Annotated in this window: 15 protein-coding genes and 2 pseudogenes; 7 read left to right on the top strand and 10 right to left on the bottom strand. The window is 37.3% G+C overall.

Annotated features, from left to right (window positions below):
• Window positions 1-83: 83 nt before the first annotated feature.
• Complete coding sequence (locus MHH87_RS06890) at window positions 84-263, top strand: hypothetical protein (protein WP_340748586.1); 180 nt, start codon at window positions 84-86, stop codon at window positions 261-263.
• A 253-nt stretch (window positions 264-516) separates the two neighbouring features.
• A pseudogene (locus MHH87_RS06885) lies at window positions 517-639 on the top strand (IS256 family transposase); the annotation flags it as partial.
• A gap of 321 nt (window positions 640-960) precedes the next feature.
• Here MHH87_RS06885 and MHH87_RS06880 read toward each other — a convergent pair.
• From MHH87_RS06880 to MHH87_RS06860, 5 genes are all read right to left on the bottom strand, one after another.
• Window positions 961-2,457 carry a multicopper oxidase family protein gene (locus tag MHH87_RS06880; protein WP_340748585.1) on the bottom strand — a complete coding sequence of 499 codons (1,497 nt, stop codon included), beginning with the start codon at window positions 2,455-2,457 and terminating at the stop codon, window positions 961-963.
• 49 nt (window positions 2,458-2,506) lie between these two features.
• Window positions 2,507-3,550, bottom strand: a complete 1,044-nt coding sequence (locus tag MHH87_RS06875) for a sensor histidine kinase (RefSeq protein ID WP_340748584.1) — start codon at window positions 3,548-3,550, stop codon at window positions 2,507-2,509.
• Window positions 3,547-4,209 (bottom strand): response regulator transcription factor, encoded by a 663-nt coding sequence (locus MHH87_RS06870; protein ID WP_340748583.1) that lies wholly within the window; start codon window positions 4,207-4,209, stop codon window positions 3,547-3,549. Before MHH87_RS06870 ends, MHH87_RS06875 begins: the two co-directional genes overlap by 4 nt.
• 294 nt (window positions 4,210-4,503) lie before the next feature.
• On the bottom strand, window positions 4,504-4,992 hold the full coding sequence (locus MHH87_RS06865; RefSeq protein WP_340748582.1) for a PCYCGC motif-containing (lipo)protein: 489 nt from the start codon (window positions 4,990-4,992) through the stop codon (window positions 4,504-4,506).
• Window positions 4,993-5,201: 209 nt separating this feature from the next.
• Complete coding sequence (locus tag MHH87_RS06860) at window positions 5,202-5,936, bottom strand: urease accessory protein UreH domain-containing protein (RefSeq protein ID WP_340748581.1); 735 nt, start codon at window positions 5,934-5,936, stop codon at window positions 5,202-5,204.
• 325 nt (window positions 5,937-6,261) lie between these two features.
• Between MHH87_RS06860 and MHH87_RS06855 the strand changes: the two are divergent.
• The 4 genes and pseudogenes from MHH87_RS06855 to MHH87_RS06840 all read left to right on the top strand — a co-directional run.
• Window positions 6,262-6,398 (top strand): annotated as a pseudogene (locus tag MHH87_RS06855) (IS256 family transposase); the annotation flags it as partial.
• Window positions 6,399-6,554: 156 nt separating this feature from the next.
• The gene (locus MHH87_RS06850; RefSeq protein WP_340748580.1) at window positions 6,555-7,370 is read left to right on the top strand and encodes a ZIP family metal transporter; all 816 of its coding nucleotides are present in this window, start codon (window positions 6,555-6,557) and stop codon (window positions 7,368-7,370) included.
• A 420-nt stretch (window positions 7,371-7,790) separates the two neighbouring features.
• Window positions 7,791-8,945 (top strand): chromate efflux transporter, encoded by a 1,155-nt coding sequence (gene chrA / locus MHH87_RS06845; RefSeq protein ID WP_340748579.1) that lies wholly within the window; start codon window positions 7,791-7,793, stop codon window positions 8,943-8,945.
• A 171-nt stretch (window positions 8,946-9,116) separates the two neighbouring features.
• Window positions 9,117-10,016 (top strand): DMT family transporter, encoded by a 900-nt coding sequence (locus MHH87_RS06840; protein WP_340748578.1) that lies wholly within the window; start codon window positions 9,117-9,119, stop codon window positions 10,014-10,016.
• 17 nt (window positions 10,017-10,033) lie between these two features.
• On the opposite strand, the gene MHH87_RS06835 is transcribed toward MHH87_RS06840, so the two are convergent.
• The 4 genes from MHH87_RS06835 to MHH87_RS06820 all read right to left on the bottom strand — a co-directional run bounded on the left by MHH87_RS06835 (window position 10,034) and on the right by MHH87_RS06820 (window position 15,087).
• Entirely contained in the window at window positions 10,034-11,269 is a 1,236-nt protein-coding gene (locus tag MHH87_RS06835) for a hypothetical protein (protein ID WP_340748577.1), read from the bottom strand.
• Window positions 11,270-11,440: 171 nt separating this feature from the next.
• Complete coding sequence (locus MHH87_RS06830) at window positions 11,441-12,565, bottom strand: conserved virulence factor C family protein (RefSeq protein WP_340748576.1); 1,125 nt, start codon at window positions 12,563-12,565, stop codon at window positions 11,441-11,443.
• Window positions 12,566-12,574: 9 nt separating this feature from the next.
• Complete coding sequence (locus MHH87_RS06825) at window positions 12,575-14,461, bottom strand: ABC-F family ATP-binding cassette domain-containing protein (RefSeq protein ID WP_340748575.1); 1,887 nt, start codon at window positions 14,459-14,461, stop codon at window positions 12,575-12,577.
• Complete coding sequence (locus MHH87_RS06820) at window positions 14,458-15,087, bottom strand: HD domain-containing protein (protein WP_340748574.1); 630 nt, start codon at window positions 15,085-15,087, stop codon at window positions 14,458-14,460. Before MHH87_RS06820 ends, MHH87_RS06825 begins: the two co-directional genes overlap by 4 nt.
• 155 nt (window positions 15,088-15,242) lie before the next feature.
• Between MHH87_RS06820 and MHH87_RS06815 the strand changes: the two genes are divergently transcribed.
• On the top strand, window positions 15,243-16,946 hold the full coding sequence (locus MHH87_RS06815) for a methyl-accepting chemotaxis protein (RefSeq protein ID WP_340748573.1): 1,704 nt from the start codon (window positions 15,243-15,245) through the stop codon (window positions 16,944-16,946).
• A 185-nt stretch (window positions 16,947-17,131) separates the two neighbouring features.
• Here MHH87_RS06815 and MHH87_RS06810 read toward each other — a convergent pair whose 3' ends face one another.
• Window positions 17,132-18,805 carry a formate--tetrahydrofolate ligase gene (locus tag MHH87_RS06810; protein ID WP_340748572.1) on the bottom strand — a complete coding sequence of 558 codons (1,674 nt, stop codon included), beginning with the start codon at window positions 18,803-18,805 and terminating at the stop codon, window positions 17,132-17,134.
• Window positions 18,806-18,850 lie beyond the last annotated feature (45 nt).

Here is an 18,850-nt window from a genome sequence, read left to right as displayed (position 1 = left end):
TGTGCAATTCATGTGTAAAAAAATGCAGTGACGTAAAATTAACCTCCGACAGATTACAATTATTGTGAATTTATAACATTAAAATGAATGATTATTTTATTATCGATACACATCCCGCTTATAAAAACATCGCGATTGCAGCTGGTTTTTCGGGTCATGGTTTTAAATTTGCGAGCGCAGTTGGTGAAACGTTAAGCGAGTTAGCTACTACTGGGAAATCTGCATTAGACCTATCAGCGTTTAAGATTAGTAGATTTCAATAATGAGTATGTAGCAACACATAGAGCATCAACTAACTAGTAATTGTATGTGTATCAGATGCAGGTATAATAATTCTAGATAGAGTAACGAATGACATTTTATAGCAAGCAACACATATCATAGGACGTAAATAGATGTAATTCCAAATAACACTCTTTAATAGTCGGCATGAGCACTGTGCGACGTCCTACAAATTCCTCAAAGCACGTATTATAAACAAGGAAACGACTTAAGTGAACTACAAAAAACAAGGCAAAAAAATATAAGAGACGCAAAGAACAATTCCCGAACGAAGAAGCTCTGGAACGATTCTTAGTGTCACAGTTTGAAGAATACAATTAACGTTTCCCTACACGTTGTCAAATTGGTTTCAACTAAGCGCTTGCAAAACTAATCTCGATGTTTGAATCTCCAGAATAAGCAGGAGGAAAGCGCAGCGCAAATTTGGATTTTGAGAAAGGGTACCCCTTTCTCAAAACCAAAATCAATCCTTCGAACAAGAACAATTAATAATCAAAAAGTGACTACCTATCTGAAAAGGTTATCAAGTCATTTACACAAAAATATTGAAAGTCGGAAATTTTTGACCATTCACGTGCAATTCATAAATAAAGACGCTCATTAAGTAACTTTTGTACTTAATAAACGCCTATGTGTTAGTATTATTCAACTTTTGTATTCGATTTATAACTCGAATCATCAATTCACCTTAATTTGCCCCATCATCCCATTATCCTCATGTTCAAGAATATGACAGTGAAACATATAGATTCCTTTTTGAGTGAATTTTACAGCTATTTTTGCCTTTTGTCCTGGTTTCAGAGAAATTGTATCTTTTAAACCCGATAAACTTGACGGTGGCGCTTCCCCATTAATCGATATAACTTGAAATTGTGTTCCGTGTATATGGAATGGATGGTTCATTCCGCCCATAGCGTCATTTACATTTTCAATTTCCCATACTTCGGTTTCATTTTGTTTTTGTATGAAATCAATTCGGTCTGGATCAAATTTTTGACCATTGATTGTTACAACTTTACCCATCCCAGCCAATTTGATTGTTTTTGTGACCTTTTTATTTTTCACACTATCAGGGATAGCAAGATTGTTGAGTATATCTGCTGTCTTTAAACTATTTTCTTTCGATTCTCTCAAATATATAGGCAAAATTGTTGTGTTATCTTCATTAACGAGCAAGACTTCATTTTCTTTTACTTTTGTTAAATCTACGATGATTTCAACTCGTTCAGATGGCGAAACCTCAATCTCTTTCGTAGTATTCGGCTTATTTAAAAACCCTCCATCACTTGCGATTTGTTGAAATTCCATATCATTATTAAAATGTAATACGTAACTACGCATATTAGAACCGTTTAAAACGCGTAAGCGAACTTTTTTGCGATCAACTGTTAGTTTTGGATCGACAACACCATTAATCAGTAGGGTATCTCCTGTTGTCCCATCTGCATTCATCACTGCGTCATAATCAATTTGTCTATCAACCGAGAATGTTTTATCCTGTAAAATTATTGGAAAATCATCTTCTGTATATGTCTTTGGTATATTTAACTGCTCACTATTCTCATCAACAATATAGAGCAGTCCTGCTAAGCCTTTGAATACTTGTTTTCCTGTTTCATGCATAGGATGTGGATGAAACCATAATGTAGCTGCATCTTGATTAACAGTAAACTGAATCGTTTCAGATTCGCCAGGTTTCAATACTGTATGTGGACCACCATCTACGCTACCAGGTACTTCAAGGCCATGCCAATGGAAAGTAGTATCCTCTTTTAAATCATTCACTAAATGAATAGTGACGTCCATTCCTTTTTCCACTTGAATCAACGGTCCTAAAAAATTTCCGTTATAGCCATAAGTTTCAGTATTAATTCCATCAAATATTTCAGTCGTACCTTGTTGAGCATGAATCGTATATGAAATAGAATTGTTAACTTCTTGATCTGGTTTTAATACTTTTGGAAAAGTTAATTCATTTTCACCAAGACTACTTTTTAACTCTGCTATAGACTCGTGGCTCATATCCATTGTTGATTCATCCAAGCCTTCCATATTCATAGAAGAGTGATCCATTCTTTCCATTTCAGTACTAAAAGACGAATTATTATCCCCTTTGCTACATGCACCGAGTAATCCTAGACTAATCATAATACCTACCAATACTATTTTTTTCATATGCTAATCACTCCTTTCGCAATTAGCATACAAATAAATTGTGTAAAAATTATGTAGAAGATGGCATTGTGATCGTTATAGTTGTCCCTACATTCTTTTCACTACCTACAGTAATAGTTCCTCCATGCGCCTGTACTAATTTTTGTGTAATCGTCATACCTAGACCGTTGCCAGTATATTTATTTTCACTTCGGAAATGTCTCTCAAATATTTTCTTGCTTGTCTCTTCATCCATTCCAATTCCATTGTCCTTCACAATGATTAAAAAGTCTTTTTTTTGTTTATATAACCTAATGGAGATGATCCCATCTTTTTGAACATGATACATTGCATTTTTAATAATATTGTGTAGAATTTGATTCATTCGAAGTGCATCTACTTTTGCATGGATAGTTTTGTCTAAATCCAATTCAACCTGTAATTCTTTTTCAAGTAATTCGCTTGCCAAAGTAATAACGGATTGCTCGATTAAGTAAGCAATCGGTTGTTCCTTCATTACAACTTTAAATGTTGGGCTATTAATATCATTTAACGTATCAAGTTCACCAACAAGGATAATAAGTCGATTGATTTCTTCTACACATGCATGTAGGCGCTCTGGTGTAGCTGTCCAAACAACATCTTCAAATGCATTTAAGTAACTTTTTATTGAAGCTAGTGGGTTGCGGATTTCATGAGCGAGATCTTGTGTCATTTCTTTACGACGCAATTCGTATGTACTCAAAGTTTCATCTAATTTTATTAATGATTGTCCTAATTGACCCAGTTGATCATTTTCTTTATAGCTAATACTTAAGTTGCGTTCTCCTCGTACAAGCCGCAATGCAAACCGATCCATTTCTTGAATCGGGCGTATCAACACTCTTGCAATTAATATACTAGAAACAACTATGACAATGATAAGTAAACCTACTGACCAAAACGCTGTTTCTCTTAATGCCATATCAAAATGGCGAATTAATACTTCAGAATCTGTAATTTGGAGCATCATTAAATGCTCATGTCCTTTATACAGCAATATAGCTGTAATCATGAGGAGCATACAGGTAGAAAAAATCGCAATAATTGCTGAAATTTTTATACTAAACTTCATTCGCTTTTAACCTTCTCATTCATTTTATATCCTAAGCCAAAGACGGTTTGTATATAATCTCTATTAATCTTCTTGCGAATATTTTTAATATGTTGGTCAATAACACGTAGATGTATTTCTGTATCATAACCAAATAATTTTTGAATAATATCATCACGACTAAATACCTTTTTTGGACTTTCAGCTAGTAACAGTAAAATATTGAATTCATGTTGGGTAAGCTGCACAATTTGATGTTTCCATACTACTTGTCTTTCATTTTTATGGAGCTCTAAATTTCCAGATGTAATCACCTGTTTTTTATGTGATTCTGGAAGCAGCCTTTCAGCTCTTACTATCACCTCTTTAGGATGAAATGGTTTCACAACATAATCATCAGCACCAAGCTCGAATCCCGTTACTTTACTTTCGATTGAAATCTTAGCCGTTAACATAATGACGGGAACATCATAATTCAACTTCACATATTGACAAATACTTTCTCCATCCATATCTGGTAACATTAAATCTAGAATAATCATATCAAGAGGTATTTGGTCTATTAATTGAATTGCGGACTCTCCCGTGTTCGCAATGTATGTAATATCACCATTTTTTTCGAAATAAGAAGCTAATACATTTGTAATCTTTTCTTCATCATCTACTAACAACACTTTCATTTTATGAATTCACCAACCTTATATTAAAATGTTATACTACTTCATTACAGACAAATTTAAGTTTGATTTAATATTTACTTATGTAAAAATTCGTTCGTGCTATTTATCTTACTACTATAAATAGAATGAATGCTTTTTTCTTTTTTATAGTATAAACCGAATCTTTAACCTGATATAACACTCTATACCCTTTGTAATCCAAAAAATAAAGACTGTCCCTAATTTTGTATTTTGGGGCAGTCTTCTTTGTCATTTAAATAAAAGTGTTTATAACATTGTCAAAGTATCATTTTCTTATACTTTTGGAGTTGAAGTAGGTTCTGCGTATCCACTTCGGTATTTTTCATCAATCAAGATTCGAATCTCTTTAATAGATTTCCCGCCATTATAATCATTAATAGATTGTGTTGCAATTTCTAAACAAACACCGCATCTAGTCGCATGATCGTCCCAAACAAGTGAATGATCTTCGTTATTTTTGTATATAAAACAATCGTAATTATTTTTATGACCAACAGATTCACCACAACCACAATAACAAGGGATGTGCTCCAATAGCTCCTTATTCTTTGCCACGTACATATATAGATTCTGGATCTCTTCCGATTTATTATCTAAGAACTCGGGCAACACCTCGATAGACGCGGTCTCTTCTCTTAAGTCACCAGAGTTGATTGCTGTATTTTCGCTTTGTTCTTCTTGATTGCTTTTTTCATTTCCATTTGAACATGCCACTAATAAAACAAGGCATAGAAATAATACTAACACAACTGATTTACGCATTATTAATGTCACTCCTTATTCCCAAAATACTAAAATAATTGAAATCGTTCTTTTATGACGACATCACAATAAAGATGATGTGCCAAACGCTAGTAATAATACAAATCCGAAAACAAATATTTTAACCCGCTATCAACCAACTTACATGGATTAATATGAAAATCCAAAGAATTGCTTTACGTAATAGTAAATGATTATTCTAAAATTACTTATATTCCCCAATAGGTAATCGTGTCAAAAACACCAATAATTATAAGTATAACTCCAGCTATCTTTTGTACAGCTCTCCCTATCTTCATACTTTTTTTCATAATAAATCGCTTCGCATCAAAAAACCATATCAATCCAAATAAAAGGATTAGTGGAATCGATGTAGCAATACCAAAAATAGCAGGTAACACAAAACCATATGAAGTTGAGACTACAGTTGGCATCAGCCATATAAAAAAGAGAACAAACATTGTTGGACAGAAAGCTAGTGAAAAACTTACCCCAAGCATAAATGATCCAAACTTTCCTTCTTTCAATACCATTGGAATATGTGCTGTTACACGGTTAAGAAAGCGAAGTTTTAATATGCCCAATAAAACAAACCCTGTCAAAATCATTAATGGACCAATAATTTTCCTGAAAATCGGAAAATACTCCGTCATTCTTGTTTCGAAAGATTGTCCAAATAGCCAAGCGAGCAATCCGATAAAACTAAAAACAACTACTTTCCCTAAAATAAAGTATATAATCTCTCCCAAATATCTGTCCTTCTGAATTGTGCGGTTACCGTAAAAAGTAATGGCGCTCATATTTCCTGTTAGTTGACATGGTGCAACAGCCCCCACCAAACCAAGGAGTATTGCAACTATTAGGGGGGAATGTTCATATGAATTTAAAAACAAGGTAATCGGCTCACTAAATATCTGACTAATCTCTGACATCAAACTATACATTTATGAAGCACCTTTCATTTAACGCTATTAATATCCGAACTAATTAATGACGTTATAATATCGATAGATTCCAAATACTTAATCCGCTCCTCTAAGGCTATTATAGAGAATAAATATGTAGAAAATATGTAGAAAAAACACTTGAAACACTTAAGCAAATTATAAATATTATGCATTGAGGTCTGAATATATTTTTCCATTTTATTGTATTGCAATTATCAGAGCGTATAAATTATTTTGTGTCAATGAATAAGGCGAAATATGTACGACCTTTGCTTGGTTAAATTAAATAACCACAACCTATCCTTAGAAAGGGGTCTTCCCTATGAATCAATTTACAACAGCATACGCCTAAGTACTAGTAAAAAACAATATATTGCCGTAGTTTTTCGTGCGAACTTAGAAACACCGGTCAATTCGATACTGACGACGGAACTGACGGCGTTTTTAGATTATGAAAAATAGGACCGTATTGGATTCAATTCAGGCGAGTTCAAAATCATGCCACCTGTTCGTCAAGTTATGTAGAAATACAAAATGTTGCACTAGGGAAACTTCTGGCATACAATAGTTTAAGAAACTCCTTGAAATTAAAGGTAGGAAGGAGCAGTAGAAAATATGATTGATTTCATTTCGACCCTTAGTCCAGTAACGCAAGCATTATTAGCGACACTTTTTACATGGGGGATGACCGCTATCGGTGCTGCACTCGTGTTTACTACTAAAACGGTTAACCAAAAATTAATGGACGGAATGTTAGGCTCCGCGGGCGGCATCATGATTGCTGCGAGTTTTTGGTCGTTGCTTTCTCCAGCAATTGAGATGTCAGAAGGAAGTTCTTTTCCTACTTGGTTTCCAGCTGCTATCGGCTTTTTATTAGGTGGGGGATTTCTTTGGATAGCCGATAAAATTATTCCCCATTTACATCCATCGTCTCCTTTAGATCATGCTGAGGGATTACATCCTAAAAGGAAAAAACGAAGTACCTTGCTTGTTTTTGCCATTACATTGCACAATATACCAGAGGGGCTGGCAGTTGGGGTTGCTTTTGGTGCGGTAGCAGCAGGTTCTCCTTCTGCGTCCTTAACAGCAGCAGTTGCTTTAGCTATCGGTATTGGGATTCAAAATTTACCTGAAGGAACTGCTGTGTCAATGCCCTTACGAAGAGAGGGTATGTCACGCAGAAAAAGCTTTTTCTATGGTCAATTTTCAGGAATGGTAGAGCCGATTGCTGCAGTAATAGGTGTAGTAGCTGTATCCTTTATGACGCCGATTCTCCCATTTGCATTAGCCTTCGCTGCGGGAGCAATGATTTTCGTTGTCGTAGAAGAAGTAATCCCTGGTTCTCAAGAAAATGGAAATGGTGATTTAGCAACAATTTGTTTAATGCTTGGATTTACAGTGATGATGATTCTTGATGTAGCTTTTGCTTAATAGTAATAAACAAGGAGGCGTATTACTCGTAATGAGATAGCGCATCCTTTAGTTGTTCTATGAATGATTTACCCTAGTGATTATTTCAATAACTTGGTAACAACCGGTATTAAAGTAAACAATATGAAGAAAACGAGTTTAAGTAATATTACTAGTAAATACGGATGTATTATTATCAATTTTATTTCAAAATAAATTTCTGATTTCTCTTCATTACAATCTACATCATAATAAAGAATTGCTCAAATAACTTTTTTGAGTGTTAGCAGTTTGATTAAATGTTTGTCCCCTTGAAAGGTGAATGAGCGTTTTCCCCGGCACTTTCAACAACATTATTCTTTTAACACAGTAATTTTTACATAAAATTTACACTACGATAAGTTCGAAGCCTATATTCTTACTAATATAAGGAGGATTTAGATGAAAAACTTATTAGAAATTTTTTGGGTTTCGTTGAAATTAGGTTGTACCTCTTTCGGTGGACCAACAGCACACTTAGGCTATTTTCAAAATGAATATGTCAAAAAGCGCAAATGGGTAACCGATGCACAATATGCCGACTTAGTGGCACTTAGTCAATTCTTACCAGGACCAGCCTCTAGTCAAGTGGGAATGGGTATTGGCTTACTTCGGGGAGGCATTATAGGGAGTATCGTTTCTTTCCTAGGCTTTACAATGCCATCTGTAGTTGTTCTCATCGTATTTGCTATGTTGCTGATGTCAGATTCATTCGATTTCAGTTGGGTGCAAGGATTAAAACTTGTCGCAGTCGCCATTGTGGCACAAGCTATCTTGGATTTATCAAAGAAATTACTCCCTACATGGAAACATTACACACTAGCTGGAATAGCATTAATTGCACTCTTGTTACTTAAAAGTCCTTTTACACAAATAGCAGTTATCGTTATTGCTGCTGTATTAGGGTATCTATTATTTAAAGGAACTGTTGGACCACTCACGAACATTGCAGTGCCAATTTCGAAAAAACTTGGGGGCTTTCTCCTTTGTTTATTCTTCCTATTACTTATTGGGTTACCTTTTATCACAAACACTACAAACTACTATTGGCTTGATTTATTTGAGAAATTTTATACTGCTGGTGCCCTTGTTTTTGGGGGTGGACATGTTGTATTACCGCTGTTGGAAACACAATTTGTTACAAGTGGCATACTAAGTGCTTCTGAATTTTTAGCCGGCTACGGTTTAACGCAAGCCGTGCCAGGACCATTATTTACATTTGCCGCATATATCGGCACGGTCACGAATGGTCCATTAGGTGGTTTATTTGCAACGTTTGCCATTTTTCTACCCGCTTTTCTTCTAATTCTAGGAGCTTTTCCTTTTTGGTATGAAATGAGCCGCAATCCAAAACTACGAGGTGCGGTCATCGGTATGAATGCCGCTGTTGTGGGTATATTAGCTGCAGCCTTTGTGACACCGATACTCTCCGAAACGATTCACAACGGCCAAGATTTCTTATTTGCATGTTTGTTATTTTTACTGCTCGTCCGCTTTAAACAACCACCATGGATTATTGTATTATGTGGTCTTATTATTGGAATTGTTGTGTATTAAGTTGCTAAAACTAGGATATCTGCATTCCACTTATCCGTTTTTACGATTAGTCAATTTTAATAAATAAAGAGTATGCAGCTTTTATTTATCCAATTTTTCAGAAAAAATACCCCTTGCACACTATTTTTTGTTATAGTTAAATGCGTATTTGACATGAAGGTAGGTTATAATATGAACGTGGCAGCTATGATAAAATTGTGTGTAGCAATGGCCATTTTTGGATCCATTGGTTTTTTCACCATTCATACAGGAATCCCTGCTGTGGAGCTCGTGTTCGTACGTTGTATTTGTGCGACGCTATTTCTTGGCGGCATGTGGTTTGTTACTGGAGGACATAAAACAGAAGTTTGGGATAAAAAAGAACTAGGCAAAACAATTATTTGCGGTGTGTTCATCGTATCGAATTGGGTGTTTTTATTTAAAGCATTCGAGCAAATGTCCATTTCGATAGCGATTTCCATTTATAATTTAGCACCGATTTTCGTCCTTATTTTTGGTGCCGTTTTACTCGCTGAAAAAATGGGCATGTATTCGATTTTCGCAACTTTAATCTGCTTCGTTGGTAGTATTTTCATCGTAGGGATTGATAATTTTACGTCTCTAGAGGATTTCTTTAGTTCTGGCTTTGTATGGGCACTTTTGTCTGCAATTTGCTATGCATTAACAATGTTTACAAGCAAAACAATTCATGGCTTATCTGCCTATGCACTTACATTTGTTCAAACGATCGTTGGAATAATAATGCTGTTCCCGCTTTGTGATTTCACCGTTTTTAGCGGGTTGACAACATCCAATTGGATTTACATTTTAGGAACAGGCATTATACATACTGGCTTTGTATACTATTTATTTTTTGATAGTATACGCAACTTATCTACGGTCGTTGTATCGGTTCTCGTCTTTGTTGATCCCGTTGTGGCGATTTTACTAGATGCGATCCTATTATCATTTCGTCCGTCGCTGTTGCAAACTTTCGGCATCCTATTAATTTTTGGTAGCATATTATACACCGTATTTTCCCCTGAACAAAAGGTTGTCGTTCATGAACAAGAAAAAGGTGCTTCTTCATAATTTTTGGATGCAGCACCTTAAAAATGCTTATTTAATTCATGAATAAACGTAACACGGTCTGCAAACCAAATCGGCTCCCCACATTGTTTATCACCAATTACAAAAACCGAAATATTAATCCCCAACTGCTCTTTATAATTTAACACCGCTTTCTTCCAGTTCACATCGTCTGGGAGCTGATCGAAAATCTTTTCGTTACAGATAATCCCGATATCTCCACCTAACCCGTGTACTTCTAGTTTAAGCATCATGAACGCGATATTTAGTACTTCCTTATAATTAATTTCTGTGTCTCCCCCAATGAACTTCCTTGAAAAATCAAAGAAGTTTTCTAGCGTTACTTGGCCCCTCATACTATATAATTCTTTTGAAACATTTTGCGCGAACGGAATATATATAAAATCACTTTTCTCTTCATTACTAATTTCACACACACCACTAATAATACCAGTAACTAAATTCCTATACTTGCGCATACTATTATCCTGCTGAACACATAGTAATCTTACTGTATAGAGCGATTTTTTTTCTGAGAATAATATAGTACTATTATAGCTAGGGGCCATTTTATTCTTCCAAAAAGCAACCTCTTCCATTTCGTCACCATCTAAAAAGCTTGTTAAAAAATGAAATATATCGGCCTGTGTTAACTGTTCATACTGCTCTTGCCCAATAAGTTGCAGAATGGTCTGCTTAGTACGTACTGCATTTTGAATGGCGTGATTGATCATTTTTGTGAAGTTATAAAAATCCTTGTAGCATTCTTTCCTTAGTTCATAATTTAATTTCGATTGGAACGCCTTACTTTCCTCTAAATTCAGTTGTACAGAAAGGGCATTATCCTGCGATATTAACTTTTTTAACAATTGATTTTCTAGCGACTTTTCTTCAACCCACTGACTGGACGCTTTAGCTAAATTTAGAGCGATAAAGCTACACAAATAGGTATTTTCTTTAAACTGCTCGTGATGATATTGATAGCACTCATTTTTTGTTATTAATCGTAGGAATTCCATTCGCAATTCATTGATTTCTTTCATTTTTGGAATAATAAAGCTCTCGCAATCTTGTCCCAAATAAAAAAAATACCAAATATCTTGTACCAATAATGCTTTTCTAATTTCTACTGGTTTTGACGTTGGCTGTATGTGATTCCATTGAACAAATTTATTTGCAAAATTTAAAAACTCCTGTTCTACCACGGGCGTAACATCGAATAACGATTCTGTATGTAATATATGTTCTGCATTCAAATTTCGACACCTCTCAACCGTTTACCTACAATGTAATCTAAAAAATCAGATTTTTCAAATAATTAAATTCGCTAAATTTCGACAACGTATTCACCTTCTTCATTCTTCCGCTAAATAAAAAGAAGTTATCCTTTTACGTTACTAGAGCATATCAGGATAACTTCTATTAAATTATTCGTGTGTACGAGCATCCGTCATTTGTTTCCATACGGAGCCTTTTGCTTGTTCACCTTGTTCAATGCGTGCAAGTGCCATTTTTGCTTGGAGTTTTACTTCAAATTCGGCATCTTCTGCTGCAATGCGTAATGCATCAACTGCTGCTTCTGTACCTGATTCGTATAAATACATTGCTGCACGCCAACGGATAAGCTTATTTTTATCAACTAGCGCCTTAATCATGGCTGGTTCAAACTCGGCTAAACCTAAATCACTCATGCAGTCTCCCGCAGTACGGCGCACAGCAGCACTTTTGTCAGCTAATGCTTTTTCAAGCGCTGGTACAACAGCTACATCCTCAATCATGCCTAAATATACTGTTGCTAAGCGGCGGATTGCCATTTGCTCGTCGTCTAATGCAAGCGTTAGTAACGGAATATCTGTTACTTCAGGGTCTGGTAACCGATCGAGTAGTTGGAATCGTTGCTGCCAGTCCTCAACTTGGAATTGCTCAATTGTAACGGCTTGGCGCTCTTCTGTCACTGTATTTACTTGCTTATTTGCTACCTCTAAAATACGTTGCACACGTTCGTCAGGATAAAGCGCAACTACTTCAGCTTTTACATCTATTGCTACCTTGTCTTTATCGCCGTAACGGATACCAAAGTCCATCCACTGACGCTGGAAAATATAATTTTCATCAGCCGACTGTGTTTGAATCGCATTAAATGCCTCTTTAAAACGGTCACCTGTTGCAATACGTACTTCACCCTCACCGTCAAAAGCTTTTATTTGTAGTGGTACACCTTTATAAATTTGTACATGTACATTCACTTCACCGAAATGCTCGTTTACTTGTGCTACCGCTTCATGTCTTTTGTTGTTTTCACCTAATACATGACGAATACCGGATAAAATCGTTTCCCACGAAAATTTACCGTTACGCTCAACTGCTAAAAAGTTTGAAACGTGATAAATACCTTTTACTCCTTCAACAGCAAAAATTGCTTGCAGAGTAGCAGATGCTTCTGCAATATTTTCCTTTGTGTAATTAAAGCTTTTACCAAATGGTAAATCTTGATCAATGACAATTTTCATTGAATTTGGACTTGGTGTCGGTTCTATTGTAATAATTTTCATATAGATCTCCTATCCGTTAACAATCTCATCTAAATAAGACCAACGTTCAATTAATGTCTCGTACGCTGTATTTAGTGCTTCTAATTTCTCTGTTAGCTGTTGCAACTTCGTAAAATCTGCACCGGCTGATGCAATGCTGGCCTCTGTTTGCATAATGTCCTCTTCCGCTTTTGCGATTTGTTCCGCAATCGTTTCCCATTCCTTCTGCTCTTTAAATGACAGCTTTTTCTTTTCAGACTTTAGCTTTTCCTGCTTTGGCTTTTCTACTTTTACTTCCTTTGCAACCGCATGTATTGCCTCTGCCTTTTTCGCTAAGTAGTCTGTATAAACGTCTAAACTTTCCTCAACACCGCCGCGTCCATCGAGCACCCATAGCTTTTTCGCAATACGATCAAGGAAAAAGCGGTCATGAGAAATCGTAATAACAACGCCAGGGAAATGCTCAATGAAGTCCTCAAGTACACCAAGCGTCTCGATGTCTAAGTCATTTGTCGGCTCATCAAGTAATAAGACGTTTGGCTGCTCCATCAATAAACGTAGTAAGTGAAGACGCTTACGCTCACCGCCCGAAAGCTTACTAATCGGTGTACCGTGCGAACCTAATGGAAATAAAAAGCGCTCTAACATTTGTGATGCCGAGTAACGCACACCTTCTGCATCGGTAATATCATTTGATGCTTCTCGCACATAGTCAATCATACGTGCATTTTCGTTCATTGGCGGTAATGCCTGTTTGAAATGTAGACGCTTAACCGTTGAACCAACTAGCACTTCACCAGCATCCGGTTCAAGTTCCCCCGCTAACATATTCATTAACGTTGATTTACCATACCCGTTCGCTCCAATAATACCAATACGGTCGCCTTGCTGTAGTAGGAAGGCAAAATCCTTTAAAATGACGCGGTCGCCAAATGATTTTGAAATCGCTTCTGCCTCTAGAACTTTTTTACCTAAACGCGTCGTCGCAAGAGCTAATTCTAAATTACTCTCGTCATTCGAACGATCAACCTGCTCATCTAACTGCTCAAAACGCTGAATACGCGCTTTTTGCTTTGTTGTACGTGCCTTCGCTCCTCGGCGTATCCATTTTAACTCCGAGCGGTACCGGTTACGCAGTTTCGCCTGTGTTGCTGCATTATTTTCCTCGCGAATCGCACGAGACTCTAAGTAGTCCGCGTAGTTCCCTGTGTGACGATATAGTGTTTGGTCCGCAAGCTCGTAAATATGCGTTGCCGTTTCATCTAGGAAGTATCGGTCATGGGTAATGAAAATAACTGCCCCTTTTAAGCGAGACACCATCTCTTGAAGCCACTCTGTTGACTCTACATCTAAATGGTTGGTCGGCTCGTCTAGCAAGTATAAATCGGCTGGTTCAATTAAAACTTTTGCTAGGGCTACACGCTTTTGCTGACCACCTGAAAGCTCCGTTACAAAACGGTCAAACATATCAATACCAAGCTTTGTAAGGGCCTGTTTTGCCAGTGCATTGACATCCCATGCATTGTTTGTGTCCATTTGCTGCTGCAGGCGGAATAATTGATTTTGAAGCGTCTCTGATTGTGGGTTACTCGTCAGTTCGGCTAGTGCCTCCTCGTACGCGCGGTTTAACTGCAAAATCGGTGAGTCTCCGCTAAAAACTGCCTGTAATACCGTTACACCTGATGTAAACTGCGGATCTTGTTCAAGATAAGCGATACGGTATTTATTTGGGTGATCAATCGTAGCGGTATCCGCGTCTTGTCTACCAGCTAGAATAGATAATAATGTTGATTTACCCGTCCCATTAATCCCGATTAAACCTGCACGCTCCCCTTCATAAATAGTAAATTCTATATTTTGAAATAGCGTTTTATCGCCAACTGTTTTTGTTAAATTTGATACGATTAAATGACTCATATGATCCCGTCTCTTTCCTGTTTTAACTGTTCTAAAAATAATAACATAAACGCATGACGTGCTTTGGCCATTTGTTTCCCTTTTTCTGTCACCATTAAGTCCTTAAGTAATAAGAGCTTTTCATAAAAATGCGTCACAGAAGCGGTTGATTTCGTACGGTATTCTTCAACTGACATATCAGGGCGTGCTTCTTCCGCATCATCATATAGCTTACGGCCCTTTGCACCACCATAGGCAAATGTACGTGCAATTCCAACCGCACCAATGGCATCTAAACGATCTGCATCGCGCACAATTTTTGCTTCAATCGTTGTCGCCTCTAGCTCATTGCCACCATTAAAGGACACCGCTGCAATAACTTCCTGAATATGTACGATTTCCTCAGCCGTTAACGCCAGTTCTTTTATAATACGCTGTTCATCGCTTTTATCCGCCGCATATTTTGGATCGCTCACATCATGTAGCAGTACAGCCAATTTGACGATTTTTTCATTTGCTGTCGGCTCACTTTGTAAAATTGCTTCTGCATTCATATATACTCGTTCAATATGTTGAAAGTCATGACTTGCATCCATTTGATCATAAATCGACTTTACTAACTGCTCACATTTTTTTATTGTTTCCATTCAATCACCCTACCGACACTAAAATTATTTTAATTTTCAATTAACTATATTTTGTAAACTCCAAATACAATATAATAAATGTATACAGCTTATTGATTATTGTAGCAATGCTATTTTACCATGTATCCCAATTAAAGTGAGAGGATTTGAGTCATATGGGGAAATTCAACTTTTTCAGCAATATTAAATCCATTCGATTAAAAGTAATTTTATGCTTCGTTGTAATAATCGGAATTTTTTGGTTTTACTCATCTTATAGTTACTTTGCCAATACATCTCTAATGACTGATACAAAGCATCTGATCGAAGAAGATTTGATTGTATTAAATGCAGAACAATCATTAGCCCAATCGATTAATGTACGCTTAGCCGCTGCACGAGGTTACGTACTTACAGGAGACCAGACACATAAGGAGATTTTCGCCGCCTATTCTGAAAGTGCCTACAATACGCAATTAGATCTTCAGCAGTATAACGGTTTTAAAGATGTTGAAGAGGCTGTTAACCGCGCGAGCACTTGGCACACATATATCCAAGAAAATGTTATCAATGTTTATGACACAAATAACATAGAACTCGCTACTCAAAATTTAACTAGTATGGATATGGAAGCACAAGCCATTCAGCAACTATTTGAAGCAGCTGCTGTTGAAAGTGCAACCACGATTGAATTGCAAGGGCAAGAGATGATTAAACAGATGGCTAAGACAAAAATATTACTTGTCATTATTTCATGCTGCGTGACGCTTGTTGCATTATTCATGGCAAGAGTGATTTCAATAATGTTTGCCTTCCCTATTGCTCGCCTTATGCGTCGAATGGATAGCATTACAAACGGAGAGCTTAATCATCCGGCGTTAAAAGTGTCCTCAGCGGACGAGCTTGGTCGCCTTACACATGCTACTAATAATATGACCGAACAACTGCAGCGTATTATTCTTCAAATTCAACAAGGTGCCGTATCTGTTTCGGATAGCAGTGAAAATTTAAAAAACTCTGCGCATGAAGTCTCAACTGGAACGAGTCAAATAGCTACAACCATCGAACAAATTGCTGAAGGTACAGAAGTTCAAGCCTCATCTGCTATGGATTTACGCTCGCTTATAGTTGCCTTTACGACAAATGTGGATGAAGCACATGATAAAAGCGTAAAGGTACAGGGGCATTCTGAGCAGGTCTATAATATGACGCAGCAAGGTCAGGAACTAATGGACAATTCTCAAAAGCAAATGATCAAAATTGATTCGATTGTGAAGTCTGCCGTAGAAAAAGTAGAGGGCTTGAACGAACAAACGAAGCAAATTTCAAAACTTGTTGAGGTGATTACTGCTATCGCTGATCAAACAAATTTACTTGCTCTAAATGCAGCAATTGAAGCGGCGCGTGCCGGGGAACAAGGAAAAGGCTTTGCTGTTGTAGCTGCAGAAGTACGTAAGCTCGCTGAACAAGTAACTCATTCTGTTTCAGATATTTCATTGATTGTACACTCAATCCAAAACGAAACCGTTAGTGTTACACAGTCGCTAGCACAGGGCTACGAGGAAGTCGAGAAGGGCGCGTTGCAAGCGGTCCAATCTAGCGAAACCTATCGTAATATTTCCGGTGCAATTTCAGAAATGGTCGGCAATATTCGTAGTGTATCTGATAACCTTCAGCAAATTGCAAGTAGTGGAGATCAAATTGATTTAGCGATTGAAAATATTGCTGCTATTTCTGAGCAATCTGCTGCAAGTGCCGAGGAAACTGCTGCGACAGTAGAAGAAGTCGCAAGTTCAATGGAAACAGTTTCACACAATGCAGATAAGCTTGCTGCAACTGCTGAGGAATTAGAGAGTTTAGTGAATACATTTAATTTATAAAATTACCGTATATAAATAAGCATCTAGAAGTAGTAGTTTTGCTTCTGGATGCTTTTTGGGTAGTTATGAAAGAACATTTTCTCTCCCTATTTTGGTACGAAACTCTTCTTTCTACCGCGACAGTCGTGCAATCTTTCCGCAAAAAAAGCCGACCCGAAAGTCAGCTTTTTACTATCTTATCAAAATTAGAATAGTCCTACAGCGCTACCATCTTCTGCAACATCCATCCGTAATGCAGCTGGTTGCTTTGGTAAGCCTGGCATTGTCATAATATCACCCGTTAAACAAACAAGGAAGCCTGCACCAAGCTTAGGAATCACTTCGCGCACAGTTACCGTGAAGCCTTCTGGACGACCAAGTAAATTCGGTTGATCGGATAGTGAATACTGTGTTTTTGCCATACAAATCGGTAATACATCCCAGCCAAATTTTTCAATTTGAGCAATTTGTTTTTTGGCTGCATCAGTAAACTGAACGGCTGCTCCTCCGTACACCTTTTGAACAATCGTTGTCACTTTCTGTTCAATTGAATCCGTCAATTCGTAAAGGTGATGGAAGTTGTTCGGTTGTTCGATAACTTCTAGCACTTGTTTTGCTAGCTCAAGGCCACCTTTGCCGCCTTCTTCCCATACATTTGTACGTGCGATGCGAACATCATTGTCCTTCGCCCACTGTAAAATTGTTGCAAGCTCCGGTTCTGTATCTGTAATGAAACGATTAAGTGCAACAACTGGTTCCACACCAAATGTACGGATTATATCGACATGCTTGGCTAAATTTTCGATACCATTGCGAAGCGCTGCTACATTTTCAGTAACTAGCTCTGTTTTTGCTACTCCGCCGTGCATTTTTAGCGCACGAATCGTAGCTACTACAACAACGGCTGCCGGAGCAAAACCTGCTTCTCGTGCTTTAATATTCATAAATTTCTCCGCACCTAAATCTGAGCCGAATCCAGCTTCTGTTACAACTATATCTGCTAGTTTACGTGCAGTTTGTGTCGCCATAATTGAATTACAGCCGTGTGCAATATTAGCAAATGGTCCACCGTGGATAAGCGCTGGTGTTTCTTCAATTGTTTGAACTAGGTTCGGATTTAGCGCTTCCTTAAGCAATAATGTTAATGCGCCTTCCACACCTAATTGACGCACTGTAACTGGCTCACGGTCATATGTATAGCCGATGACGATGCGAGCTAAACGTTCTTTTAAATCGGTAATGCTCGTAGCTAAACAGAAAATGGCCATAATTTCAGATGCTACTGTAATATCAAAGCCGTCTTCACGCGGTACACCTTGTAACGGCCCGCCTAAACCAACCATAACTTTACGAAGTGCACGGTCATTTAAATCAAGTACGCGTTTCCAAATAATACGGCGTGGGTCAATATTTAATGTATTGCCTTGGTGAAGGTGATTGTCAATGAACGCAGATAACGCGTTATTTGCTGAAGTGATCGCATGAAAATCACCATTGAAATGCAGGTTAATTTGTTCCATTGGTAAAACTTGTGCATAACCACCACCAGTTGCGCCGCCTTTTACACCCATAACGGGTCCTAGTGAAGGCTCCCGAAGTGCAACCATTACTTTTTGATTTAGTTGCTTTAATGCATCCGCTAGTCCAACTGTAACAGTGGATTTACCTTCCCCTGCTGGAGTGGGGCTAATAGCCGTTACTAAAACGACCTTTGCAGTTGCTTGACCTTCAATTTTACTCGTATTAATTTTTGCTTTATAACTGCCGTACTGCTCAATTGCTACGGCTGGAATTTGTGCTTTCTCTGCAATTTCGGTAATCGGCTTCATTACGGACTTCGTTGCAATTTCTAAATCAGATAAAGGTTTTATTGTAATCATGTTGTAACCTTCTTTCCATAGTAGTTCTTCTTATTATAAGCATGT

The organism is Solibacillus sp. FSL H8-0538 (assembly GCF_038003525.1).
Taxonomy (GTDB): Bacteria; Bacillota; Bacilli; order Bacillales_A; family Planococcaceae; genus JBBOPI01.
This window is presented reverse-complemented; position numbering and strand designations above follow the sequence as displayed.